We start from the raw sequence: 26,177 nt of genomic DNA on the forward strand, positions 1-26,177 counted from the left end.
TAATGCTTAAGCATTTGTAGCTTATATCTATTAAGCGTTTATTTGTGGAGACGGTATTTATCCACGTTAAACTATTGCTAAAGCATTCTAAAATTTTTAATTGATTATGACTCAATCACCAGTAAAAACTCTTTATGTAACAGACTTTGCATTGTGGATTGATCAGACTGTCAATAGCTTAAAATCCCAAGATTATAGCAATGTAGACTGGGAAAACTTAATTGAGGAGATAGAAGGATTGGGGAAGAGAGATAGACGGGAGTTAGAAAGCCGTTTGACAACTTTATTTGAACACGCCTTAAAACGGAATTATGTAAATTTACCAGAATGTTATGGTGGTTGGGAAGCAACAATTAGCCGTACACAACAAGAATTAAGCCGCATCCTTCGAGATTCCCCTAGTTTGCGTAATTATTTTTTAACTATATGCAATGAATGTTATCAAAATGCACACACAAACATGAGCAAGGAATATGAAACAAAGTTTCCTGATGATTATCCTTTTCCTAATGATGTAGAAACATTATTGCAACAAAACGGAGTTAATCTAAAGAATGTCTAATAACCTATACGATCGCGATTTACAATATTGGATCGAGCAAACGATTCAACAGTTGCGGAATCGAGAATTTGAGTCACTCGACATTGAGCATTTAATTGAGGAACTGGTTGATTTGGGTAAAGCGGAGAAAAATGCTTTAAAGAGCAATTTGACTATTTTGTTGGCACATTTACTCAAGTTAATGGTTCAACACGATGTACCCGATATGATGAAAGGAAGTTGGTATGGTTCGGTGCTTGAACATCGTCAACGAGTTCTGAATAATTTGTCAGATACTCCTTCTCTCAAAAATTTTTTGGTAGAAGCAATAGAAAAAGCTTATGCAGATGGTCGAAAGCTGGCGATAAAAGAAAGTAAGTTGGCTAAATTTGGGGTGCGTGTCCCGGAAGAAAGTAAGTATCCAATAGTTTGTCCTTTTTCAGTCGAGCAAATTCTCAATGAGGATTTCTACGGGCTGTAATCGCTTGAGTAAATCAGTTTAGCAGATTTGATTAACAAACAGACCTCACAAATTCGTTTGCAACAACCCATCAGCCGGACTCGACATCATATTGTATCTGGATCGATATTTAACTCCCGCAGTTTTGCTGCAAGACGTTCTGCTTGTTGCTGTGCTTGTTGTGCAATTTCTTCCAGTGTGGGTACTAGTTGATGCTCTGGTGTAAAATAACGCAATAATCCATCATGAATACCCAGATACAATCCTAATTGTTGACTCCACAAATGCCCATGTTCATTTGGTTGCAGAGGTTGATATTCTCCATCTAATAAATGAAACCCAGCTAATTCTAAGGTGTTAGGATCAAACCAAAAATAATCCGGTGTGCGGAATGTATCTTGATAAATTGTTTTCTTTAAATTTTTGTCTGTGTCAGCTGTGGAGTCAGATAAAATTTCAACGATGACATTGGGATATTTGCCATGTTCTTCCCAAACAACCCAACTTTTTCTGGTTTTACGTTCGCATCCTAAGACTACAAAAAAGTCCGGCCCTCGGAAAAATTCTGACTTACGTTGATAGGGACTGTAGTAAATCGTCAAGTTTCCCGCCGCGTAGAAATCATTTCTATCTCGCCACAGCCATTCTAGGCAAGTTAACAGTAGGATGATTTGTCTAAGGTGTAGTTCGCTTTCCAAGGGTGGTTCATCACTGTATATGTCACCAGGAGGAAATATAACATCCTGGCAGATGCCTGTTTGCGGATTTTTTTCTGGCGCAATAGTCATAGGATGGATACGGCATCGAGTATGGCTTTATTGTAACAGCGTTGTTTGAGGCGATCGCATTCTACCGCAGATAGTAAAAAAGCTTGAATCAAGCCCAAAGTTAAGTAACTTTGGCTGGGCTTTCGGACTTTTGTCATCACAATCAATCGATATCAAAGCTTTTGAGAGCCAATGCTATTTTGTATTCTGTCCTTAAAATTTGTATATAGAATTTATAAACTTAGTCAAAGTATATTTTACAATTTGCCGAAACATCCTTCATACTGTAAAGCAGTAATTATACGTAAAATTTCAGGAAGGGATGCCAATGACATCTCTCTTAGAGCGACTAAGTGCAGAACGAAATCGCAGATTTGTGGGACGTGGGCGGGAACTGGAGCTATTTCAAAAGGCGATCACATCTCCAGAGTTACCCTTTCAGATTTTGCAAGTCTGTGGCCCTGGTGGTGTGGGCAAGACAACCCTCATGCAGCAGTTTTTGCGGTTTTCTGAACAGTATAAAATACCTAGTGTTTACGTAGAAGCACGCAACATAGAAGCTGCGCCAGAATCTTTTATTAGCACATTGCACTCGTTGATAGGATTGAAGGAATCAGATTCTCTCCTCCATGTACTAGCTGATAAAAAAGAACGTAATATAATTTTAATTGATACTTACGAAGCTATTGCTCAACTAGATGAATGGTTGCGGGAAAGATTCTTACCTTACCTGTCTAGTAATACTTTAATTGTCATTGCTGGACGCAATCCCCCTTTATCTCCTTGGTGCAGCGATCCAGGTTGGCAAGCTTTGATGCACACTGTACCATTAGGCAATCTCTCTGCTGAAGAAAGCCAAATTTATCTGAGAACGCGAGGTATCCCCAGCACACAACACCGAGCGATTCTAGATTTTACCCACGGACATCCTTTAGCATTGTCTTTGGTTGCTGAGGTGTTTGCTCAAGCAAAAGAAATCCCTTTTCAAGCAGAATCAGCTCCTAATATTGTGAAGACACTATTGGAAAGATTCATAAAAGAAGTGCCAACACCCGCACACCGTAGGGCTTTGGAAGCTTGTGCTGTGGTACGACTGACTACGGAAGCATCGCTTAATCAAATATTAGCTCTACCTCAAAATGCTTCAGTTGGTGAGGTTCACGCCTTAGAAGATACACTCAATATCCACAATTTATTTGAGTGGTTGCGTGGACTGTCGTTTATTGAATCAGGGCAATGGGGTTTATTTCCCCACGATTTAGCACGAGAAGTTTTAATTGCTGATTTGCGTTGGCGCAACCCGGAGTTATACACTGAATTACACCACCAAGCGCGTCAATACTATAGTAAACGCCTAGGGCAAACCCAAGGGGCAGAAAAGCATCGAGTGCTACTTGATTACATTTTCTTGCATCGGGATAACTCGGATATTCGCTCCTCTTTTACCTGGAGTGAGCAAAGTAGTTTAGTGACTGACTCACTACGAGAAAGCGATCAGACCGCATTGCTGAAGATGGTGACAGAATATGAAGGGGAAGAATCAGCAAAAATAGCAGATCATTGGTTGCAGCGCCAACCGCAGAATGTCATAGTGTTCCGTGATTCACACTCCGAACCTGCGGGATTTGCCATGATGGTGGAATTGCATACCGCAACTGTTGAAGATTTAAGTGTAGATCAGGGTGCGATCGCATCTTGGCAATATCTCCAAACCCATGCACCATTACGAGCTAACGAAGGCGCAACTATTTTCCGTTTCTGGATGGCGCGGGATACTTATCAATTTGTCTCCCCCACCCAAAGTTTAATTTTTATTAATTTTGTGCAGTATTTTCAGAAAACATCGGCGTTAGCATATACTTTTCTACCTTGCGCCCAAGCTGATACTTGGGCAGCAATGTTAAACTACTTTGACTTAACGCGACTTCCTGAAGCTGACTTTACCATCGGGGGAAGGTGTTATGGTGTTTATGGACATGACTGGCGCATTGTTTCACCAACTGCATGGAAAGAAATTTTAGCGCGGAAAGAGGTTGGAACTGCTGTAGAATCTCTAGACCGCACACCAGTTAGTGAACCTATGTTAGTTCTCAGTCAGTCAGAATTTGTAGAAGCACTACAGAATGTGTTGCGGAACTTTAGTCGTCTCGACGCATTGCAGAATAATCCCTTAGTGCGATCGCGCAGTGTATACGAAGTCCTCTCAGGCTTAGTGGAAGAACAAGCTGCGACAAAAGCAAGTTTGAGTAAACGTGTTAAGGCTTTACAACAGTTGGTAAAACAAGCAGCTGAGTCTTTACAGTCATCCCCTCGTGATCAAAAACTCTACCGTGCTATTTATCGAACATATTTAAATCCTGCTCCTACCCAAGAACAAGCAGCTGAATTACTAGATTTGCCTTTTAGTACTTATCGCCGCCATCTTAAAGCCGGTGTAATGAGACTTGCAGATATTTTATGGCAAAGAGAAATCAGCTGATTAGCTCATCTGCCTCAAAAGCTCTATTTATCTTGTATTTACAGAGGATTTTAAATCAATTGCTATGTACAACGCCGAATTATCTTGATGTTCTGGATCAAAGACTCAAATTCAGCCAAAAAAGTTGTTCAGCTTGTGACAAGTTAAATTCAAAGTAGCCGATTATGCACAAAGCAGTTACTAAAAAAATGAAAATATATCGTTTCATATTTTCTTCAGATAAACTCGGAATTGGCGATCGCTCATGAAATAACATCAATTCTCCAAAAGAAGGCTACAGATTCAAACTAAGCAAATGAGATTGAATCTGGCTTTCTTAATTACGAATTGATATTGGAATGCTAATTAATAGACTTTGCCTGTTTCAGTTTGCGCTTGAGTATTAAGCCACAACCTAAAATGCCTAAGACAACTGTGCTGACAGTTGTAGAGGGTTCGGGGACATTTGCCGGAGTGGTTCCAAGTGTAATATTGCCAGGGCCTGTAATAGTATTAGTAAAAGTTCCGAAACTGTTATCGCTATTGTCAAATCCAGTAGTAACTAAAAAGTATTGATTGTTGGCAGTTAAGCTCAAACCGTTAAAACCAGAGTTACCCTCATCTGGGAAAGGATCATTTCCACTGAGTAAATTTACTAAAGGGTTAGTTGGGTTAAAGCTGTTTTGATACAAGAATTGAATGCCTAAGAAAGCTTGAGAGCCGACAACATCATAGGAACCAGTAGTATCAACCAAAAAAGCCTGGCTAAAATAAGGGACAGCGGTTCCATTACTAGAAAGTGCTGTGGGTGGGTTAGTACCACCTTCAAACCCTTCCGTTTCAGGACGATTAAAAGTTGGTGCATTTGTTGTGTCACCAGAATAGGAAACTGTGAAAGCTTGAGACGGTAAGGTAGAACCTAGAGATAGAGCGATCGCCCCAGAGGCCATAACAATTGATTTTCTGATTGCTTGTGACATATACTTTTTCAAGTTATTTTTCCAAAATTCAGCCGTCTCCGTGTCCCCTTCAACTAGTTCCACGGATGAGTGAGCAAAGCCTGTGAAGTAATACCTAAACCAATGAGGGTAATACATAGAGCGCTGGCTATTGGTAACATTTTTATTTTTGGTATCTGGAGGGGCAAATGCTCAAACCGATCTTTGGCGTAGACCAACATTAATCCGATTCCGGTTAGCACCGCCGCTAGACCTAAACTAAAAGCAGACACCAGCGCTAGTCCAAAGCCAATTCGTCCCAATGCGATCGCACTTAGCAACACCACTAAAGCTGAAGGACAAGGTAACAAGCCGCCGGAAATTCCCAGCGCCAATGTACTAGACCAGTTCATCGAAGATTCATGATGCGAATGAGCGTGGTGTACGTGGCTGTGGTCATGATGATGGTGATGACTATGTACATGGTTGTCGTGTACATGATCATGTGTATGAAAAACCTGATGACCTTGCAATCGATTGAACAGTAAATTCAGCCCAATTACAGTCACCAGTATCCCAGAAACTACGCTCAACCAAGGATACAATTGCTCTGTGAGCATAAATTGAGATGTGCCAAGAGTCACTAGCCCTAGAGCAAATATGCCAGATGTATGGGTAATTGTCACAATCAGCCCCAGAAATAAGGCGTGTTGGGGCTTGCTACGGGAACCTACCAAATAAGCACCAACCACGGTTTTTCCATGGCCAGGGGAGAGGGCGTGTAAACCACCCCAGAAAAAGGCGATCGCCAAAGCTATTAAGATAGTCAATAAACTATGATTTTCCTGAGTAATCAAGCTCGTGAAGACATCGTTACTTCTTCCTGTCAAAGCATTATCTACGCGGTTGGTTGATTCAACAGACGGTGATAGCGTTTGTTTGCTTGATACTAAAGACGGATTGAGTTGCAAGGAAATACGACGCTGATCAAGAGGACTGCTTAATAAATCATTGGGATAATTTCTCAAGCGATCGCTGATACTGTTTGAGTTGAAATTACCTTGAATGGGAACACCTTTTGTTACTACAGTAATTTCACGCCATCCCAAGCGCTGTGAGTAGAATTTATCTTCAAACTCTACTAATTTATCCGCGCTTTTTAACTCCATTGACCCTTGAAAACTACAACTCAGCCGCAGTGTAGATAATCCTCCTACACCTGGAGGAAATTCGACTGCTGATTTAGTCAAAGCAAGTACCAAAGGCTGTTTATTAATTAGCAGTTCCAGGTATGAGTTGACCTCATCGCATTTTTGAGCAGGGTATTGAACTGTTTCTCCAGGCTCAGTTTTATAGTTGTGATTGCTATCTAACTGATTAATTTCCTGGAAAGCCGGGATTTCCGCCATATCTAGAACATAATCAATCCCTACACCATCCTGTGCTACTTGCACTCCTGCATAGTGATTGATGGTGAAATTGCCTAAGGGATGAGCCTCAGCCCCCGGCATCCACAATAAACACATTGCTATAATTGCACCCATCCAAGTTAATTGATGCAGCAGCTTGTTCATAAAGAACCTCCCATAACGTTAGGAGTAGAGACAGACGGTACTAAATTAGCCAAAACTTGACGAGCTTCATCGGCATACTTGTGATGAAATTGCGGATTGAGGTTAACAGCTTGAGTTAATCGCTGGATTGCTTCCTCGCGTTTATTGAAGTGCAGCGCAATCATGCCAGCATGAAATTGCAGCAAAGCATCTTCTGTACCATAGCGAGTCGCCCGTTGTGCAGCTTGTTGTGCTTCTTGCCATTGTCCACTCGCCGCAGCAGCCCAAGCCAAGGTATCCTCTGCATAGATATCATCTCGTACTGCCACTTCACTACGGGCAATCTTTAATGCCTCTGGTAAGTGGATGCCGTGTTCGGTGTAGTAGACTGCCAAAGCGCGATCATAGATGCCTTTAACCTTGCTTAAGTAAGCGACTACCCCGATTAAATCTTCCGTTTGCTCTGCACCTTCTCGATCCCCCAAAGCCCGTTGAGCATCTGCTTTGTACCCTAGTGTTTCTACCAATGGCATCATTTCTACACCTTGGTTTGCGGCCTTCAACGCATCTTGCCATCGATGCTGTGCGGCATACAGGCGGGCTAGTCCTGTAAATGCAGCTATGTGCCGTGGGAACAGGTCAAGGGCTTCCAGATATCGCTGCTCAGACAGAGCATAATTCCCCGCAGCAAAAGCCAGATCCCCAGCCCGGACATGAAACCAAGCACGGGTTTCTGCCGGGTTTGTGTAAAAAGAGTCCATCTCCTGCATAGATTCATCTAGCAGTTTTCGCGCTGCGGCGAGATTGCCGGTTAGTTCTAAATAACGAACCAAAACGGCATTGTTACCAGAGTTTGCTGTTTCCTCAGTTAGGTTCTGCAATAGTTGATTAGTTGTTTCATAGTCGCCCAACTCCATTTGAATAGATGCTTTGAGTGAGACTACCTTGACATCATCAACAGATGAGTTATTTAATACATCTAAAGCTTCTCGAAACTGGTGTTGAGATAGTAGGGCTGATGCTAAGAGCATAGAAGACACTTGATTATGGCGTGGCTGTAGTGCTAAGGAACTACGTGCCGCCTGTTCTGCTCTTAACACATCGTCTATATCTCCCATTTCTCGAAACCGCCGCAAATATTGATCAGCTAACAGACGTAAGAAGATTGTAGAATCAGGAGATTGGGCAACTTTCTCCTCATAGACGCTGATAATATGCGATCGCTGTAAATAATCAGGAAAGACCAGAGCAGAGTGGGAGTATGTGTCTAACTTACTCTTGGTGTAGTCTAAACCTAGCGCTTGTGTATTAAAGGGTATGAGTAAAACTAGTAGGCTAATCAGTACTAACAGCCACAATCTTCTTAGATACATATACCCTACAAAGGATTACCTAAATAAGGAAAGGTAGGCAAAAAATTAGCATTATCAGCCCCAACATTATCGCTAGTCAGCGCCGGAATTTGACCAGTTGTAATCCCTGTAACTGCATCACCAAAAACAACAGATGCTGTGACATCAATTACATCATCTTTTGGTCTTCTACCGCCAAAGTTGTTACCTAACTGAGTACCGAAGTAAGTACCAGTGGGTTTAGAAAGATCAGCTTGGATAACATCAGGAATCGCTACTGAGATAACTGCATCAGCTATACCTACAGGTCTACCAATCGCATTCACAAAGGCGCGAATAAATTGAGACTGGTTATTAGCATCTCTTGTTGGTGTCTGAAGGTTACTGTTGTTATGCGCTCTAAAATCCATAAAAAGTTCATTTAGAGCCGGAACTGCTAACCGCTCAATTTGAGCAAAGTTTCCGTTTCTCAGTCTGGGAGTTCTTACACTAGTTGTCATCCAAGCACCAATCTTCCCATTACCAAGGAGTTGTCTCGGTAGCTCAACAATTATTGAATGGATATTAAATGGGGCTAGGGTGTCTTGTGCTTGACCAGGTGGTCTGAAAGTAAGAACTGTGAAAGGAGGACTAGGATTAGGCTGAACGATATAGTTGCGATCTGGAATGATTTTGAAGAACTGTTCTAGATCGAAAAAGAATGGGTCTTTACGAGAACCAACGAAAACCTTGATACCATTATTTGTGGTAAATACTTGGTTGAGTCGCCCTGTCCAAGCTGCTGGAACTAAAGCGGACTCTGTTCCTACTATCATTGGACGACTTGGGCCGCGCACCGTGACAGTTTGTTGTGAGCCTTGTCCATTGACTTTAAATTGCAGTACAACATCTTCAACACTATCGCCAGTGTTATCAATTTTGAACTGATAGAGAACGTCGGGGTCAAATGGTCTATTCTCACCTGAAACAATCAAAGGGTCAAAGTCCATTACTAGGACAACATTTTTGGGGTTTGTCGGACTCTCAAACACAAACAGGTCTGTGAGATCCGCAGCAGTCAGCTTAGTAGCCAGAAAAGTTGTGTCTTGGTGGTCTGAAGCTTTAGCTGGCGGTGTAGCATAGATTAATGCTGTAAGCAAAATAGCTACAACAGCTATGCTACGAAAAAAACAAGTAGCTTTAGTCCAGTAACGCGATCGCTTGATCGAAAAAAATGCCATATTTTGGAATGCTTTATTTATAAGTAACCTGCTTTCAATTCGTATAGAAGAGGTGATGCTCTGAGCATTTATTCTCATGGTTGCTCTCCTTAAGGTTTTTAGTCCTTACTTGTGTGTGGAAATAGCAAGTTGATTTGCGCTTCAAAAAAGACTACGGCTATTACTGATTGCCAATTGCAGCTTATTTGCTCCTACTACTCACTTTCCAGACCAAAACCTGCTCACTTCTTACTCACTTCTTTAAGTAGAAAGGTGCAAATAAACCGAACTATGTAACGGAAAGTAAAGTAGCTTGAAAACCTCTTCCCTTCTGCCTTCTGCCCTCTGCCTCCTGCATTGTCATAACGACAATTTTTAACACCGACCTACTTAATATCAAAATTTAGTAATCCTCGATAATACATTATTTCTCTGTACAGCTATGACAACCACGCTGCACAAATCAATCTCATTAGCAGAGTTCCTTAAACTGCCAGAAACAAAGCCTGCTGGTGAGTTTATAGACGGTCGTATTTACCAGAAACCAATGCCACAAGGCAAACATTCGCGATTACAACTAAAACTGTGTAACGCAGTTAACCAAATTGCTAAAGAACAAGAAATTGCCTTGGCTTTCCCCGAATTACGCTGTATTTACCCTGCGGGAACCCACTCTTCGAGTGTCTATGGTGGACGTTCGATTGTTCCAGATGTAAGTGTATTTGCTTGGGAACGGATTTTCTTTGATGACTTAATTTAACAGTTAAACAGGTTTTTACATGGTTAACAAAAATAAATCCATATCCATAACGATGATTAATATTCAGTAGAGACGCGAAATTTTTGCCCCTTCTGAAAAATTACACAGAGAACCGATAATTTGGAGCAAAATAAAGATGTAGCCTGTTGTTTGTCCAACTTTGAATCAAGCTAATTCCGTGGGTAACTTGCAAGAAACTCATTTAAACCGCGCCCGTGCTAGTCTCAGACAAGCGTTATCTTGGTATGGATATCTGCGTAAATCAGGACATCTGTCATCGAATCTAGAATTAGCAGGTTTGGTAAAGCCAGAAATAGACTCGTTGAATGCCACACTTAATAAGCTGGAATCTAATTTAATTAAAATTGCTGCCTTTGGTTTGGTGAGTCGGGGAAAATCGGCGATATTGAATGCTTTGCTGGGAGAGAAAATTCTGCAAACGGGGCCTTTAAATGGCGTGACTCAATGGCCGCGTTCTGTGAGATGGCAACCACCAGGCGGCAAGATTGTAGTAGAGTTAATTGATACTCCTGGCTTAGATGAAATTGCTGGAGAGTCGCGGGCGCAAATGGCGCGAGAAGTGGCGTATCAGGCAGACTTAATTTTATTTGTGGTGTCTGGTGATATTACCCGCACTGAATATCAAGCGTTGCTGGAATTACGTCAAGCACAAAAACCGTTGATTTTAGTATTTAACAAAATAGACCTTTACCCAGATACAGACAGGGCAGCAATTTACCAAAATTTACAACAACTGGGTGCGGGATATTCTCAAACCAAGCCTTTGTTACCCGATGAAATCGTCATGGTGGCAGCGGAACCTGCACCGATGGAAGTGCGAGTTGAATGGCCTGATAATCGTGTAAGTTATGAATGGGAAACTCCAGCGCCACAAATAGAGGAACTTCAGCAGACAATTTTAAATATTCTTAATCGTGAAGGCCGATCGCTGTTGGCTTTAAATGCACTAGTTCAAGCACAGGAAGCAGAAGCCGCGATCGCGCAAAAAACTCTCGATTTACGCGAACAAGAAGCTGATGAAATTATCTGGCAATTTACTAGATATAAGGCTTTGGCTGTAGCACTCAACCCTGTGGCTTTTTTAGATATCCTCGGCGGAACTGTTGCTGATTTGGCTTTAATTCGGGCTTTGGCGCGGTTGTATGGTTTACCAATGACTAGCTATGAGGCTGGGAAAATTCTCAAAACTATTTTATTTAGCTCTGGCGGCTTATTATTAGGAGAATTAGGCAGTAGTTTTGTATTAGGGTTAGGTAAAAGTACTGCGGCGATCGCTAGTGGCGATAACCCCGTTAATATTACTAGCTTTGCTGGCAGTGCGATCGCTCAAGCTGGAATTGCTGGTTATGGCGCTTACTCTGTGGGTAAAGCTGCTCAAGTTTATCTCGCAAAAGGTTGCACTTGGGGACAGTTGGGCGCTAGTACTGTCATTCAAGAAATTCTCTCTCAAGTTGACAAAAATACAATTCTGTATCGTCTGCAACAAGAACTAGGCTTGAAATATTGAGAATTCTAAGAATTATTTGTCTAATTGTTACTATTCATGATTCTTCGTCAATTTCTATCAAATTCTCCTGATAATTGAGTTTAAACGCCAATTTGGGTGCAATATTGAAGTATGAAGTGTGAAGTATAAATTTCATACTTCACACTTCATACTTTTTAAAGAGGGCGTTCACCACCGCAATCTCTTTTCAGCTTATCTAAACTAAAAGTGTTAGCTTCTGTAGTTATTTCTCAGCAGCTGACATTCAATCTCTATCTCAATAAACAAAGGCAGATTTATCATGACAGCAACCTACGACAAATTTCAAACTGCAAATCACTCTGAGCAGAATGAAACTACAAATATTCAAGATGCAATTTTAGAAGCTATTTCAGAAGCTCGTTCAACTTGTGAGATAAACGGCGACGGTTCTGTTAATTGTGCTGTAGCTTGGGATATTGTTGAAGAATTACAAGCTGAAAAATCTCATCAACAGCAAGCAAAACAAACCAAAACTTCTCTGGAAAGCTTTTGTGAAAAAAATCCAGCAGCTCTAGAGTGTCTTATTTACGATGTTTAATTCTGGCGTAAATCAGCTATTGCTGATTTCGTTAGTTGTTTAATTACTTCTAAATTTGGCGGTGGTGTTTCACTTTCCATTCCTAACCATAAAAGATATTCAATATTCCCAGCCGGTCCTGTAATTGGCGACCAAGTTAAGCCTTTGTATTTCCAGCCTAATTCATCAGCGGCTTGTAATACCTGAAAAATTGCATCAGCTTGGTCGTCAGGATCTCGGACAACACCTTTTTTACCCACACGGGATTTTCCCACTTCAAATTGTGGCTTTACTAGCAACACCGCTTCACGTAAAGGTTGAGTTAATTGCCATAGTGCAGGTAAAATCTTGGTTAAGGAAATAAACGATACATCCACCACCGCCAAATCAGGAATGCGATCGCCTTCACCATATAATTGTTGGGGTTGTAATTGTCGGAAATTTGTGCGTTCTCGCAAAACCACCCGCGAATCGTTACGCAATCGCCAGTCTACTTGACCGTAACCCACATCAATACCATAAACTAAACTGGCTCCAGCTTGGAGAAGACAATCGGTAAAGCCGCCTGTGGAGATTCCGCCATCTAAACAAACCCGTCCAACAGTAGGAATGGCGAAGATTTCTAAAGCCTTTGCTAGTTTATCACCGCCACGAGAAACAAACCGCGATCGCTCTTTAACTTTGATTTGCGCCGCAATATCTACTTCTGTTCCTGGCTTATCAACTATCTGTTCATTAACCTGAACTTCCCCCGCTTGAATTAGCCTTTGTGCTAAAGCGCGAGAAGCACATAAATTTAACTCTACTAATAATGTATCGAGTCGTTGTTTAACCAATTAATCTGACTCTCCTGATGATCTTAAATCTAACGTGAGTTCGATGAGCTATAAAGCCAGAAACCCTTAACCAGTATTGTTTGTGAGAACTAAGAGTTTCTAAAAATCTCTATGTTTATTGACAATAAAATCAGTAACCCTTGAATCTGTCAATTATTGACACTGTTCTCAACAAATGATTGAGCTAAGTTTGAACCTTGATTAGAGGCAGGGGGCAGGGAGCAAGGAGAAGAGGGGACTGTAGGTACAATAGGTACAAACCTCACCCCTTGTGGGTGAAGGCTCCCTTGCTCCCTTTCACCTTTGGTTAAAACCCCATCTCTTGTAGGTGGCTTTTCTCCCCTGCTAAGAGCTCCCTTCCCCCCTGCTTTTTTATGTAGAGCGACAAATAATTTGACCACTTCGGCAAATTATTTGTCACCGCATTACTTTAACCGAAAAAGCGAATACTGGTATAACTTGAGTCTCAAAATTTATAAACAAGGGAATAAAGGCAGCGATCGCATGACTCGCACTCAGGTCGCCGAGAAAATTGAAACTACAGCTTACGAATTTGCCAAAAAAGAGTTAGAAGCAGAGATACCAAAGTTAGAAAGTCAGAGATTTCGGGGGGAAGACTTAGATTAGGAATGAAAGAAGCTGATAAAAATCAAGGAAAAGGCAGAGGGCTTTAAGTATTGGTCAAAGTATGGCAAACCTCCTAGCACTAGAACAGTAGAAAGATGGCTTAAGCCTGTTGAGGAGAAAAGGCATAAATCTCGCACTAGCCGCAGCCCATGATGGCACGGTTCGGAACACGTAATCAAAACCCGTGGTGATATCGTTGCAGATAATCCTTTGCCCTGGCAAAAGTTTTTAGACAATTTGACTCCAGGACGGGTTGCCCAGTCGATGGAGAGCATTTTAGCAGCTGTTGGTACTCCTGCCCGTCCGCCCAAACCTCAAAGGATTGTCCCCAGGCTGGAAGCCCGGACAACTGCGACAACGTAGAATTCGCTATCCTGTCGTTAGAAAGACTACAACTAAGCCACGCAAGCAACAACCAGAATCTGCTTAAGATTGTCAATTTTTCTGCTTCAAGCCTACTTGTTTTCAACTCAGCCTTCCTGGGTCACTTTTTGCTGCTTAGTCTAAACTCCAGTTTGTTAAGACGACATCCAAATCGTTAATAACGACATTTAATCTGCGAATGTACAAATCGGGATGACTGGATTCGAACCAGCGGCCCCTTCGTCCCGAACGAAGTGCGCTACCAAGCTGCGCTACATCCCGCTAAAAAAATGACTTTACTCCTTAGCGTATCATAATTAACTGGAAAAAGGGAGTCAGGAGATGAGGGGGATAAGATAGAAGTAGGGGGAGCAGAGAGAGAAAACACTAATGACCAGTGACTATATATAATAGATATCTCCAGCCAGGGCTTTGCTTGCTACGATTAGACTTGTATAACATTCAGTGGTAAAAGCGGATTGTGACTGTTAAACCAGACTGGTTGCGAGTAAAAGCGCCTCAATGGGAGCGCGTCGGTAACGTTAAAGAAATTTTGCGGGATTTAGCGCTCAATACGGTTTGCGAGGAAGCATCCTGTCCAAATATTGGTGAGTGCTTCAATGCTGGTACTGCCACATTTTTGATTATGGGGCCAGCTTGTACCCGTGCTTGTCCCTACTGTGATATTGACTTCGAGAAAAAACCCAAACCTTTAGACCCTACAGAACCGGTAAGATTAGCAGAAGCAGTTCGCCGCATGAGGCTTAATCATGTAGTAATCACTTCTGTAAACCGAGATGATTTACCCGATGGTGGTGCATCCCAGTTTGTGGAATGTATTACAGCGGTACGTAGCGTCTCACCCAATACCACAATTGAAGTACTAATTCCTGATTTGTGTGGCAATTGGAATGCTTTGGAGATAATTCTGCAAGCTAGACCAGAGGTACTTAACCATAATACAGAAACTGTGCAACGCCTTTATCGTCGGGTGCGTCCCCAAGGCAACTACGATCGCACACTAGAATTATTACAGCGTTCTCATCAGCTTGCACCTTGGGTATATACTAAATCCGGCATGATGGTAGGACTAGGCGAAACTGATAGCGAAATTCGCCAAGTCATGCAAGACTTACGTGCAGTTAATTGTGACATTTTGACAATTGGGCAATATCTCCAACCCAGTCAAAAACATTTGCAAGTCGATGTATTCGTTACTCCACAACAATTCGCTGCTTGGCAGACGTTTGGCGAAGAACTAGGATTTTTACAAGTCGTTTCTTCTCCACTGACAAGAAGCTCATATCACGCCGAACAAGTACGGGAATTAATGGAACGCTACCCTCGAAAAGTGCTGAGTGCTGAGTGCTGAGTGTGGAGAAGTTTTTAGTTATGAGTGTTTAAGTGGTATTAACAGTGGTGCAAGAAACTACCATTGCAATTTTGGGTGCAGGTGCTTGGGGTACAGCCTTAGGAAATTTAGCAGTTGCGAATGGCCACAGGGTGCTACTTTGGTCGCGTCGAGGAACAAAAACTCTTGACGCAGTTCTCCAAGAAGCTCAAATAGTACTATCAGCTATTTCGATGAAAGGGGTAAGAGATGTCGCCTCGCAGATAAAATCTTGCCCCGTCTCTCCAGAGACAATTTTTGTCACGGCGACAAAAGGCTTAGAACCAACAACTAGCGCCACACCATCGCAAATTTGGCAAACAACATTTCCTGACAATGGAGTAGTTGTATTGTCAGGCCCTAATTTATCAGCAGAAATTCAAAAATCATTGCCAGCGGCCACTGTAGTGGCCAGCAACAACACCACTGCGGCAAAAAAAGTGCAGATGGTATTTTCTTCACCACGTTTTCGGGTCTATACAAATCCCGATCCCTTAGGTGTGGAATTGGGAGGAACACTCAAGAATGTCATGGCGATCGCTGCTGGTGTTTGTGATGGCTTACAATTGGGAACCAACGCCAAAGCTGCTTTAGTCACCCGTGGACTTACGGAAATGGTTCGCATCGGCAATTTTTTAGGTGCGAAAACTGAAACTTTTTATGGTTTGTCTGGTCTGGGAGATTTGTTAGCCACCTGCAATAGTCCCTTGAGTCGTAACTACCAAGTCGGCTATCAAATGGCTTGTGGTAAAACCCTGACAAATATTCTCGCCAATTTGCCAGGAACTGCCGAAGGAGTTAACACTTGCCAAGTTTTAATGCAGTTAGTCAAGCAACAAAATATAGCTATGCCAATTACTGAGCAAGTTTATCGGCTACTCCAGGGTGATGTTACACCTCAACAAGCACTTGATGAATTGATGCTACGAGACATCAAGCCAGAGTATCACTGAGTAAGTCAAAAGTAAAAGGGCAAAAGTAAAAAGTCAATGGCTTCTCTACACGCTGCTTTTGTTTTACTTCAGAGATTCCCAAAAAATCCTGAGATAAAAATACTAAATCGTCAGGAAATTACTTTCATAGCCATGTAGATATGACTAGCCCGATGTTAAACATAATTTTACTGAAAGATGTTTATACCAAATACAAAAGTAACATCTAATACTCGTTAAATTGAAATGCTGACTAGGTAATTCAGAATTTAAAGCTTATCTGTAGATTTGAATAGCTATTGGTTCAATCAGATATTCAGCAGCCGGAGCATTTCGGCATTTAATGTTGGAAACACCAGTGCAGTTTTTGAAAAAAAATTGTATTGGAATCCTCAACCGTGTTATTTCATCTAGAATCACGGGAACAATAGCAACAGTTGATTTTGATTAGCTGACCCTTCGGGTTTGCAGTCGCCTAGGTCGGGGAAACCCTCTAGTAGCGCTGACTCACCGTAATCTATTGTTACCTGGAGCCATTGAGACGATATGCCAGCAACATCTTTTTACCCGGATGCCGCCTACAATTCCCAAAAGTCCCGCCAGGTTTTAGACCCGGATCTTACGGTTGACGACGGTGATTTGTCAGTCGAGGATCTCCAGGATTTGGAGATAGTCTCCGTTGACCCTGCCAGTTTTGGTGCAAATGCTAACCGTCGTAGTACGGATCTCGTACGTCTATATCTTCAGGAAATTGGCCGAGTCCGGTTGTTGGGGCGTGATGAAGAAGTTTCAGAAGCTCAAAAAGTCCAGCGCTACCTACGGATGCGGACAGTACTTGCCAATGCTGCCAAGCAAGGTGATGCTGTAGTTAGTCCCTATCTGCGATTAATTGAAGTTCAGGAACGTCTAGCCTCTGAACTAGGCCATCGTCCGTCTTTAGAAAGATGGGCTTCTACTGCGGGTGTCAATGTAGCGGATCTAAAGCCGATTTTGTCACAAGGTAAGCGCCGTTGGGCTGAAATTGCCAAAATTACAGTAGAAGAACTGGAGCAAATTCAATCCCAAGGATTGCAATCCAAAGAACACATGATTAAGGCGAACCTGCGCCTTGTGGTTTCTGTTGCCAAGAAATATCAAAATCGCGGTTTGGAATTACTGGATTTAGTTCAAGAAGGCACTCTCGGCTTAGAAAGAGCCGTAGAAAAATTTGATCCTACTAAGGGTTATCGCTTTAGTACCTATGCTTACTGGTGGATTCGCCAAGGGATTACAAGAGCGATCGCAACTTCTAGTCGCACCATTCGCCTCCCTGTCCATATTACAGAAAAATTAAACAAAATTAAGAAAGCGCAACGCAAAATTGCTCAAGAAAAAGGTCGGACTCCTACCTTAGAAGATTTGGCAATTGAGTTAGAAATGACACCATCTCAAGTTAGAGAAGTGTTGTTAAGAGTACCCCGTTCCGTTTCTTTAGAAACCAAAGTCGGCAAAGATAAAGATACTGAGTTAGGGGAATTACTGGAAACTGACAGTGTTACTCCAGAAGAAATGTTGATGCGAGAATCTCTACAAAGAGACTTGCAAAATCTGTTAGCTGATTTAACTAGCCGCGAACGGGATGTAATTTTGATGCGGTTTGGTTTAGCAGATGGTCATCCTTACTCTTTAGCAGAAATTGGACGCGCCCTTGATTTATCACGGGAACGGGTACGCCAAATTGAATCTAAAGCTTTGCAAAAACTGCGTCAACCCAAGCGCCGCAACCTCATCCGCGACTATTTAGAGTCTTTGACTTAGTGAGTAGTCAATGGTCAAGAGTCAATGATCAATAGCAAACAAAATTTTAACTATAGATTGTTGACTTTAGACTAATCATTTTGTAACAAAAAATTGTTTTGATCGCCTCGGCTAAAATCTTTCTCAAGCTTATAAGCAATCTTTTGCAGCTAGTAAAAACTTCCCTTTAGTCCCCTACTTTTAAATATGGCTTGAGGATGGCGATCGCTACTTTAGCATTGCTACAAGAATTTTATTAACTAGCTTTGAGCATTTAACAAACATTGTCAATAAGCTACGATTGTTGCAAATTGCTCACAACATTTGTTATATTCTCAACTAATAGGCTTTGTTGAGAAAAATTAGTATGACAGTTTACACAACCACTTCACTCAAAGCAGAATTAAACGAAAGAGGCTGGCGTTTAACTCCCCAACGCGAAGTAATTCTACACATTTTTCAGGAACTTCCGCAAGGTGAACACCTAAGTGCGGAGGATTTGTATCATCGTTTAGAAACGGACGGTGAAGGGATTAGCCTTTCCACTATCTATCGGACGCTGAAGCTGATGGCACGCATGGGAATTTTGCGGGAATTAGAATTGGGGGAGGGACATAAGCATTACGAAATTAACCAGCCTTACCCCCACCATCACCACCATTTGATTTGTGTGAGATGCAACACCACGATTGAATTTAAAAATGATTCAATTTTAAAAATTGGTGCAAAAACTGCTCAAAAAGAAGGGTTTCATCTCCTCGACTGTCAAATGACAATTCATGCAGTATGCCCCAAGTGCCAACGGGCATTAATGCCGCTTTAGCACTGGGGCAGGATCAACTAATGATGTTACTCAAATTAGTCAGTAGTTTGAGCAGTTATCGGAGGTAAGCAATCTATTGGGGATTCACATTGACAAACCGAAGCGGATGCTAAAAGCGTCCGCTTCTAATATCGCTGAGACTGACACCATAAAATTCTTGGGCTTGCTTAATTGCTTTTCTTGTATCATTTGCCATGACACCGTTTAGCTTTCCTTTATAAAAGCCCTTGTCTCTGAGTCGTCGTTGGATCTCCAAAACACTAAAATCACTTTTAGGTGCATTGTTAACCTTGCCATATAACTTAGCTCTGGTAGTGGGGCCTGCAATGCCACTTGCTGCTAAGAAATTGTCTCCTTGGAAGCGACGTACAGCATCTGAGGTATAAGAACCAAAGTATCCGTTTGGTTCTCCCTGTAGATATCCCGCTTTGATTAATTGTTCTTGTAGAACTCTAACTGCTTCACCGCGATCGCCCATGCGAAGATTATCTCTATCCGCCGCTCGTTTTGGCGCGGTATCTTCACCAAAACCTACGCCCCTTTGTGGCAGCTTGCCAAGTGTCGCAGGGCCAACAATCCCATCAACGCTTAATTTATAAGCATCTTGGAAACGCTTGACAGATTCTTCGGTAATTGGGCCAAATATACCTGTGGCATTTCCGTAATAATAACCTGCCACCCGCAACCGTTCTTGCAGAATCCTGACCTCTTCCCCTTCATCGCCTTTGGCTAAGTATTGAGGATCGTTGCGTTTAGTTGCTTGTGGGGTGGTTTTTCTGGCTGGTGTACTCGCAGCTGCCACTGTGGTTGTTTGGGCTTGTGTACGCACAACCGTGGGTTTTTTAGGTTGGTCGTTTGCAGCTGACTTGCGCCAGTTATCTAATTTTTGCAGCGTGCTTGCCCCTACCATGCCGTCAATTGGTAACCCGGCGGCTTGTTGGAAGCGTCTGACGGCTTCTTCTGTGGGAAAATCGTAGACTTGGGTTATGGGAGCTTGATAAAAACCTGATTGTTGCAACTTTTGTTGCAGGTTTCTGACAGAAGGGCCTTGATCGCCTCTTTCCAGAGCCAAGACACTATTAACACTACTGAGAATAGACAAGGTAAGAGCCAGAGGTAACATATACTTCCAAGCCTTACCAGAAAGCTTTCTCCAGTCTGGCGCAGATGCTTTGTCTAACAAAGCACTCAGCGACACCAGTTCACTGGATTCACAGTCTTCGTAGGCGAAAGCTAGATGCAAATATGCAAGGTTGTCCATAGTTGATTCCTACACCAATTATTTATCTGGAATGTATTTTTCTTCGATGGTTGCTTCGGCTTGATGTACTAAGTTTCTTAAATCTTCTATTGTCGTTATATCTACATCCTCCCATAAACCGCGCTTGTGTGCTTCTAGTAATCTTTCAGCAATATCACGCAACGCATGAGGATTATTGTACTGAATAAATTGCAAAACATCTGTATCAAATAAATAAGACTGTGCTATCCCTTGATACATGTGGTCTTCTACGCATTTGGTCGTTGCATCGTAGGCGAATAAAAAATCAACAGTTGCTGACATTTCAAACGCACCTTTGTAACCGTGGCGCATGACTCCTGCAATCCACTTAGGATTAATCACGCGAGAACGATAAACTCGCGCAATTTCTTCTTTGAGTTGGCGGATGCGGGGATGAGATGGAATGGAATTGTCACCAAAGTAAATTTGTGGGTTTTTGCCTTGAAGAGAACGGGCTGCTGCTGTTAAACCACCTTGAAATTGATAATAATCATCAGAATCAAGCAGATCATGTTCGCGGTTATCTTGGTTGTGCAAAACAATTTGCATTTGCTGTAAGCGTTGCTCAAATGCTTCTGGTGCAGCAATTCCTGTGAGTTCTTTCTTATCTTGAGTAAAACTAGCACTGGTGTAGGCGTAACAACTCCAGTTGATATAAGCACGGGCTAAATCTTGGTCATCAGTCCAGTTTTGCGATTCGATTAAACCTTGGAGTCCTGCACCGTAAGCGCCTGGTTGTGAGCCAAAAATACGATAGCGCGATCGCATTATCGCCGCTTCCTGGGTTAAACCTTGCTCTATCCAGTACTGTGTATCTTGCTGAACTTGCACCGCCAAGGGATTTTGTTCTACAGGCTCATTTAAAGCAGCGACGGCTATGACTGCTTGCTCAAATAAATCAATTAAGTTGGGGAAAGCATCTCGGAAAAATCCAGAAATTCTTAAGGTGACATCTACGCGGGGACGACTCAAAATGGTCAGTGGCAAAATCTCAAAATCTACGACTCGCCGCGCAGCACCATCCCATACAGGCCGCACACCCATCAATGCTAAAGCTTCGGCAATGTCATCACCACCAGTCCGCATTGTAGCTGTACCCCACAAAGATAAGCCTAGTGTTTTGGGATACTCACCATGTTCTTGAGTATAGGATTCAATTAGGTTCTCGGCTGCTTTTCTGCCAACATCCCAAGCTGTTTCTGTGGGTAAGGCACGGATATCTACTGAGTAAAAGTTTTTGCCTGTGGGTAGAACTTCTGGCCTGCCGCGTGTAGGTGCGCCAGAAGCACCGCTGGGGACGTATCCGCCATCAAGCCCGTGCAGTAAATGGGTAATTTCTTGGTGGGTTTGTTGGAGGGAGGGCAGGAGTTTTGAATTTATCCAGTCAAGAGAAGTGCTAAGTGCTGTTAGCGGTAGCGGGGCGTTTAGCCCGTGCTGAGTGTTATTCACTGAGCGTAGTCGAAGTGTGAGTGCTGAGTGGGGGAGTTGTTGGACTAGTTCGGCGGCGTGTTGTTCTAGGAGTTCGACGACATCGCCGATGGTGCGACAGGATTGTAGATGCAGAGGTGCAAAATGGGATTCGGGAGGGGTGAAGAGGGTGCTAAAGTTGTCAGTGAGGGGGTCTATATCCAGGTTCCAGGCTTGGGCTAAGGCGCGGGTGATGCCTATAGAATGGCGGTTAGGGATACGGGCGATCGCAACGATTAAATCTCGTAGTTGTGTTCCTTGGGGACATTGCCCAAAAATATGCAAACCATCGCGGATTTGGGCTTCTTTCAATTCACAAAGATAGCCATCTAATGAGTTTAAAATTGATAGTTCAAAATTGAAAATTGCTTCTTTGTTTTCTAGTCCTAAATCTAGATGGAGGTTTTCTTTGATAACTAATTCACGGATGCGATCGCGGATAGCTGGTAATCTTGAAGGGTCTAAACTTTCGGCTTCGTAAAATTCATCAATTAAATTTTCTAATTGTTGTAAAGCGCCATAGAGTTCTGCACGGGTCATTGGCGGTGTGAGGTGGTCGATAATCACGGCTTGGGTGCGGCGTTTGGCTTGGGAACCTTCACCAGGATCGTTGACAATAAATGGGTACAAGTGAGGCATTGCGCCTAAGGCAACTTCGGGGTAACAACTGCTAGATAAAGCCAAACTTTTACCAGGGAGCCATTCGAGATTGCCATGTTTGCCTACGTGTACAACAGCATCCGCGCCAAAACATTCTCTAACCCAGTAATAAAAAGCTAAATAAGCATGTGTTGGCTCTAAATCTGGTGCATGATAATTCAAACTAGGGTCAAGATCATAGCCTCGTGATGGCTGAATACCGATGAAAATGTTGCCAAGTTGAATTCCAGGAATAGGAGTTGGGGATTGGGAAGATACTTCTTCAGTAACTACTTTCCAGCGTTCATATATGCCTTGCTTGACTGATTCCGGTAAGGAAGCAAAGTATTCTTCATACTCTTCACTAGAAAGACTCTGGTGAACTGGGCGCAATTCTCTAGCTTCGGGATCATTTGTTACACCATCAGTAAGGCGTTGAATTAACTCGTTGCCATCGGCTGGTAGGTTATCCACTTGATAGCCAGCAAGTTGCATAGCTTTGAGAATTTCCACACAACTAGCTGGTGTATCTAAACCTACACCGTTGGCGAGACGACCGTCGCGGTTGGGGTAATTAGCCAAAATTAGGGCAATTCGCCGTTCTTGGGGCAGTTTAGAACGCAGGCTTACCCAATTAGCTGCGAGTTGAGCGACAAACTCAATGCGATCGCTCACTGGTTCATAAACGACTACATCTGTTTCTAGCTGAGGATTGCGCGTTTGCAAAGCTTTGAAGGATACCGCGCGGCTAATAATTCGCCCGTCAACCTCTGGTAGCGCCACATTCATCGCAATATCACGGGGAGATAAACCTTGGGACTGTGATTCCCATTGCTCAATAGAGCCACCACTAAGAATTACCTGTAAAACTGGCACATCTAATTGCTGCCAAAGTTCTGTTTGGGGTATTTCTGTGTCCAATCGCGCCAGTGAAAAACTAGTGGTATTCAACAGTACGGCTATTTGCTCTACATCTTTGGGCTGGAAAAATTCGCTCAATTCGGCTTGAACCGTGGGATCACGTAGGGAAGACACAAAAACTGGAACAGGTTGTAAATTTCTCCGAACTAAGGCTGCACATAAAGCATCAATCACCTTAGTGTTTCCTGATAGATAATGAGCGCGGTAGAACAAAATGCCAACTTTGAGAAACTGGGCTGGAGGTAGGGAGGGAGGGTTCACGGTAAGTTCTTCCCCTCTGCTCCCTGCTCCTTGTCTCCTTTGCCTCTTTTCTCCCCATTCATACAACCCGACACGGGGAACTACTTGTGGTGGTAGGGGATTAAATGAAGTGTCTAAGCAAGTATCCGAGATAAATTTGAGAGCATTAACAAAATTATCTGCTCCACCTTCGCTAAAATACTGCCATACTTGGTTAACAATATTGACAGATACTGTAGACTGAGAAACTAATTCGGGATCAAGCGCGTCATCTCCTGGCATAACAATTAGAGTTGCGCCGTTACGTTGTACAATTTCCTGCACAACTTCTAAACCATAAGCCCAGTATGAACGTCCTCCTAAGAGACGTAAAATAATTACCTCGGCAAGTTCCAAAACTTGCTCACCATAAGAATCAATACTTATTTGCTGTTGTAATTGCAATAAATTAGCTACTCTTAATGCAGGAAAATTTATTGGTAATTTGCTGACTGCAACTGCCAAAGTTTGAATGTCAGTATCCGCAGCTGTAATAAATACAAATGGTGCTGGAGTTTGTTCTACAAAAATTAACCCTTCTGACTGATTCCATCCGACTGATTTAGCATGTATACGATGCATAATCCTGCCTTAGCGTCTTAAACTGTTGGTTAGAAGATAATTAAAAAAACATTTCAGCCTAGCATGGCCAGTTGCTACAGCATAGATAATCTGTTCAATGCGCTGGCTTCTCAACCCCTCTCACTAAATCATTGAAAATGCTTAGTTCCCCTGATTTGAGCTTTTCTCGAAATTTGCCTTTAGCTGTATTTAATCAGCTTGGGGAATTGTTGCAGCAAATGGCTTCATCTTTGGGAAACACTGGGTTAGTACTAACAGAAGCAGTATTGGCGAGAATTTATATACCCAAGGAATGGCAAAACCAAAGATTCACTGTAGTGGTTTCTGAGCATTTTAGTGTGCTTTTGCGAGGAAACTTGGAGCAGGGGTGTCAAGAAGAATATTCAGAACTCAGCAACACCAATCCGCTTACGGGGATAGCTCAACCCTACGGTAAGCCGCAGAAGCGTCTACAGCAGGCTGCTCAACTCCCGCTACCGCTAACAGCCGTGAGTAGTAAGTTGACTTTTAATTCAGAAGCGATCGCCTCCTTTCTTTTGGAATTGAAAGATTTGTTTGTGAGTGATTCTGATACTTATCAAAATTTGTCACACTACATTCAAATTTTGCACCCTAACGATGCTACGCTTCAAAGCAAATTTACACTGTTGTTGTTAGAATATCTCCTTCCACAAAATAATGAGATAGTCACCGAATATATCAGTGTAAATCAAAGTGATGATTCTATCTTTCAGGCGATGGAAAATGCCTTAAAAAAACAAATTTTTCAAGAGCGACTATTAAATCAAGTTACAACCAAAATCCGCAAAAGCTTAGATTTGCCAGTAATTATGGCAACGGCGATCGCACAAGTGCGAGATTTTTTGGAATTAGACAGGTTAGTAATATATAAATTTGAGGGGTCAAAGGTCAATCCCCAAAACTCAACAATTAACGGACAAAATTCGGCTCAACCCCCAATCCAAGACTGGCAAAAAGAAGGGGGTTGCATCGTCTATGAAGCTAGAGGTACAGATAATATCCCTTCGGTATTACATTACCAAGAAAAAAATTGCTTTATCCGAACCTCAGCTTGTTGGGAAAAATATCGCCAAGGTTTTACCTTAGTGGTGAATGATGTCGAAAAAACTTATGGGCTAGAAGAGTGTTTGCTAAATTTTCTCCGAACCAGCCGTGTCAGAGCAAAATTAGCAGCACCAATTATGTTTGAAGAAAAACTCTGGGGATTGTTGATTGCACATCAGTGTGACAGTCCGCGCCAATGGAATGAAAATGAGAAAAATTTACTGAATTCCATTGCAGAACAATTAGCGATCGCTATTCATCAATCTGAGTTAATGCGATCGCTAACTCAAGAAAAACAAACTCTGGAACAGCGGGTGCTTGAGAGGACAATAGCTCTACGTGATGCCTTATTAGCGGCTGAAGCTGCTAGTCGTTTACGCAACGAATTTCTCGCTACCATCAGTCATGAATTACTCACGCCTTTAACTTATGTTATTGGTATGTCTTCTACGTTGTTGCGCTGGCCTTTAGGTGAGTTGAGTCAAAGACAGCGAGATTATCTGCAAACAATCCACGACAGTGGAGAACATTTATTAGAAATGATTAATGACATCCTTGATTTATCACAAATCGAGGCTGGTAAAACTGTTTTAAATATTAATGAATTTTCTTTGGCAAGTATGGCAGAAAATGCTATTGCTGCATTATTAGATAAGGCAACTAAAAAACAAGTCAATCTTAAACTTGATTTACAAATTGACCCACGGCGCGATCGCTTTTGTGCTGATGGTGAGCGCATAGAACAAATCCTCTGGAATTTGTTAACCAATGCGATTAAATTTACTCCTGAAGGTGGCAGCGTCACTCTGCGAATTTGGGTAGAAGATAATACTGCGATTTTTCAAATTGAAGATACGGGAATTGGCATTTCTGAAGAGCAATTACCACTGATGTTTGAGAAATTTCAGCAACTCGATACACCCTATCGTCGCCGCTATGAAGGTACGGGACTTGGTTTGGCTTTAACTAAACAACTTGTAGAACTGCATCGCGGTCGGATTGAAGTAGAATCCACTGTGGGTATTGGCTCCATTTTTACTGTCTGGATACCTGCTCAGTTAGTCAGAGTGCTGTTAGCGTAGCGGGGCGCAAGGCGTGCTG

General features: G+C 42.4%; 21 protein-coding genes, 1 tRNA gene and 1 pseudogene. 13 read left to right on the plus strand and 10 right to left on the minus strand.

Annotated elements, in window-relative coordinates:
* The first annotated feature begins 106 nt into the window (after positions 1–106).
* Both IQ259_RS03095 and IQ259_RS03100 read left to right on the plus strand, forming a co-directional pair.
* Positions 107–562: a DUF29 domain-containing protein gene (locus tag IQ259_RS03095; RefSeq protein ID WP_193880666.1), complete on the plus strand. Its 456-nt coding sequence runs from the start codon at positions 107–109 to the stop codon at positions 560–562.
* Complete coding sequence (locus IQ259_RS03100; protein ID WP_193880669.1) at positions 555–1,022, plus strand: DUF29 domain-containing protein; 468 nt, start codon at positions 555–557, stop codon at positions 1,020–1,022. Before IQ259_RS03095 ends, IQ259_RS03100 begins: the two co-directional genes overlap by 8 nt.
* Positions 1,023–1,108: 86 nt before the next feature.
* Here the strand turns inward: IQ259_RS03100 and IQ259_RS03105 are convergent, their stop codons facing one another.
* Together IQ259_RS03105 and IQ259_RS03110 are read right to left on the minus strand one after the other, a co-directional pair.
* Entirely contained in the window at positions 1,109–1,789 is a 681-nt protein-coding gene (locus tag IQ259_RS03105; RefSeq protein WP_193880672.1) for a Uma2 family endonuclease, read from the minus strand.
* Positions 1,786–1,926 (minus strand): hypothetical protein, encoded by a 141-nt coding sequence (locus IQ259_RS03110; protein WP_193880675.1) that lies wholly within the window; start codon positions 1,924–1,926, stop codon positions 1,786–1,788. Before IQ259_RS03110 ends, IQ259_RS03105 begins: the two co-directional genes overlap by 4 nt.
* Before the next feature lie 170 nt (positions 1,927–2,096).
* Between IQ259_RS03110 and IQ259_RS03115 the strand changes: the two genes are divergently transcribed.
* Positions 2,097–4,247, plus strand: a complete 2,151-nt coding sequence (locus tag IQ259_RS03115) for an ATP-binding protein (RefSeq protein WP_228014334.1) — start codon at positions 2,097–2,099, stop codon at positions 4,245–4,247.
* 341 nt (positions 4,248–4,588) lie between these two features.
* On the opposite strand, the gene IQ259_RS03120 is transcribed toward IQ259_RS03115, so the two are convergent.
* Genes IQ259_RS03120 through IQ259_RS03135 form a run of 4 tightly spaced genes read right to left on the minus strand, consistent with a single transcriptional unit; the run spans position 4,589 to position 9,289 of the window.
* Positions 4,589–5,206: a PEP-CTERM sorting domain-containing protein gene (locus tag IQ259_RS03120; protein WP_228014335.1), complete on the minus strand. Its 618-nt coding sequence runs from the start codon at positions 5,204–5,206 to the stop codon at positions 4,589–4,591.
* 53 nt (positions 5,207–5,259) lie between these two features.
* A complete protein-coding gene (locus tag IQ259_RS03125) occupies positions 5,260–6,738 on the minus strand; it encodes a nickel/cobalt transporter (RefSeq protein ID WP_193880681.1) in 1,479 nt (492 codons plus the stop codon).
* Complete coding sequence (locus IQ259_RS03130) at positions 6,735–8,090, minus strand: tetratricopeptide repeat protein (protein ID WP_193880684.1); 1,356 nt, start codon at positions 8,088–8,090, stop codon at positions 6,735–6,737. The genes IQ259_RS03125 and IQ259_RS03130 overlap by 4 nt, the downstream gene beginning before the upstream one ends.
* Before the next feature lie 5 nt (positions 8,091–8,095).
* The gene (locus IQ259_RS03135) at positions 8,096–9,289 is read right to left on the minus strand and encodes a DUF4331 domain-containing protein (RefSeq protein WP_228014336.1); all 1,194 of its coding nucleotides are present in this window, start codon (positions 9,287–9,289) and stop codon (positions 8,096–8,098) included.
* A gap of 421 nt (positions 9,290–9,710) precedes the next feature.
* On the opposite strand from IQ259_RS03135, the pseudogene IQ259_RS03140 reads away from it, so the two are divergent.
* The 3 genes and pseudogenes from IQ259_RS03140 to IQ259_RS03150 all read left to right on the plus strand — a co-directional run.
* Positions 9,711–10,016: pseudogene (locus tag IQ259_RS03140) on the plus strand (Uma2 family endonuclease); the annotation flags it as partial.
* Between the two features lie 190 nt (positions 10,017–10,206).
* Positions 10,207–11,556 (plus strand): GTP-binding protein, encoded by a 1,350-nt coding sequence (locus IQ259_RS03145; RefSeq protein ID WP_193880889.1) that lies wholly within the window; start codon positions 10,207–10,209, stop codon positions 11,554–11,556.
* A gap of 280 nt (positions 11,557–11,836) precedes the next feature.
* Positions 11,837–12,115, plus strand: a complete 279-nt coding sequence (locus IQ259_RS03150) for a Calvin cycle protein CP12 (RefSeq protein WP_193880694.1) — start codon at positions 11,837–11,839, stop codon at positions 12,113–12,115.
* Here IQ259_RS03150 and IQ259_RS03155 read toward each other — a convergent pair.
* Complete coding sequence (locus IQ259_RS03155) at positions 12,112–12,930, minus strand: TlyA family RNA methyltransferase (RefSeq protein ID WP_193880697.1); 819 nt, start codon at positions 12,928–12,930, stop codon at positions 12,112–12,114. The two genes, IQ259_RS03150 and IQ259_RS03155, sit on opposite strands and share 4 nt — an antisense overlap.
* Positions 12,931–13,344: 414 nt before the next feature.
* On the opposite strand from IQ259_RS03155, the gene IQ259_RS03160 reads away from it, so the two are divergent.
* A complete protein-coding gene (locus IQ259_RS03160) occupies positions 13,345–13,557 on the plus strand; it encodes a hypothetical protein (RefSeq protein WP_193880700.1) in 213 nt (70 codons plus the stop codon).
* A 210-nt stretch (positions 13,558–13,767) separates the two neighbouring features.
* Positions 13,768–13,920, plus strand: a complete 153-nt coding sequence (locus IQ259_RS27025; RefSeq protein WP_228014338.1) for a hypothetical protein — start codon at positions 13,768–13,770, stop codon at positions 13,918–13,920.
* Between the two features lie 208 nt (positions 13,921–14,128).
* Here IQ259_RS27025 and IQ259_RS03170 read toward each other — a convergent pair.
* Positions 14,129–14,202 (minus strand) — tRNA-Pro (locus tag IQ259_RS03170).
* Between the two features lie 199 nt (positions 14,203–14,401).
* Between IQ259_RS03170 and lipA the strand changes: the two genes are divergently transcribed.
* The 4 genes from lipA (at position 14,402) to IQ259_RS03190 (ending at position 18,841) form a co-directional block, all read left to right on the plus strand.
* Positions 14,402–15,292 (plus strand): lipoyl synthase, encoded by an 891-nt coding sequence (gene lipA / locus IQ259_RS03175; protein ID WP_193880702.1) that lies wholly within the window; start codon positions 14,402–14,404, stop codon positions 15,290–15,292.
* Between the two features lie 47 nt (positions 15,293–15,339).
* On the plus strand, positions 15,340–16,263 hold the full coding sequence (locus tag IQ259_RS03180; protein ID WP_193880892.1) for an NAD(P)H-dependent glycerol-3-phosphate dehydrogenase: 924 nt from the start codon (positions 15,340–15,342) through the stop codon (positions 16,261–16,263).
* A gap of 525 nt (positions 16,264–16,788) precedes the next feature.
* Positions 16,789–18,039 (plus strand): RNA polymerase sigma factor SigC, encoded by a 1,251-nt coding sequence (gene sigC / locus IQ259_RS03185; protein ID WP_193880705.1) that lies wholly within the window; start codon positions 16,789–16,791, stop codon positions 18,037–18,039.
* 346 nt (positions 18,040–18,385) lie between these two features.
* Positions 18,386–18,841, plus strand: coding sequence for a Fur family transcriptional regulator (locus IQ259_RS03190; protein WP_193880708.1), 456 nt, complete (start codon positions 18,386–18,388; stop codon positions 18,839–18,841).
* A gap of 109 nt (positions 18,842–18,950) precedes the next feature.
* Here IQ259_RS03190 and IQ259_RS03195 read toward each other — a convergent pair whose 3' ends face one another.
* Both IQ259_RS03195 and cobN read right to left on the minus strand, forming a co-directional pair.
* The gene (locus tag IQ259_RS03195) at positions 18,951–20,102 is read right to left on the minus strand and encodes a peptidoglycan-binding protein (protein WP_193880711.1); all 1,152 of its coding nucleotides are present in this window, start codon (positions 20,100–20,102) and stop codon (positions 18,951–18,953) included.
* Positions 20,103–20,120: 18 nt separating this feature from the next.
* Positions 20,121–24,011, minus strand: a complete 3,891-nt coding sequence (gene cobN / locus IQ259_RS03200; RefSeq protein WP_193880715.1) for a cobaltochelatase subunit CobN — start codon at positions 24,009–24,011, stop codon at positions 20,121–20,123.
* A gap of 137 nt (positions 24,012–24,148) precedes the next feature.
* Here cobN and IQ259_RS03205 point away from each other — a divergent pair, with 137 nt between their 5' ends.
* Positions 24,149–26,158, plus strand: coding sequence for a GAF domain-containing sensor histidine kinase (locus IQ259_RS03205; RefSeq protein ID WP_193880719.1), 2,010 nt, complete (start codon positions 24,149–24,151; stop codon positions 26,156–26,158).
* Positions 26,159–26,177 lie beyond the last annotated feature (19 nt).

Origin of the sequence: Fortiea sp. LEGE XX443 (genome assembly GCF_015206815.1) — a bacterium.
Classification (GTDB): Bacteria; Cyanobacteriota; Cyanobacteriia; order Cyanobacteriales; family Nostocaceae; genus Nostoc_B.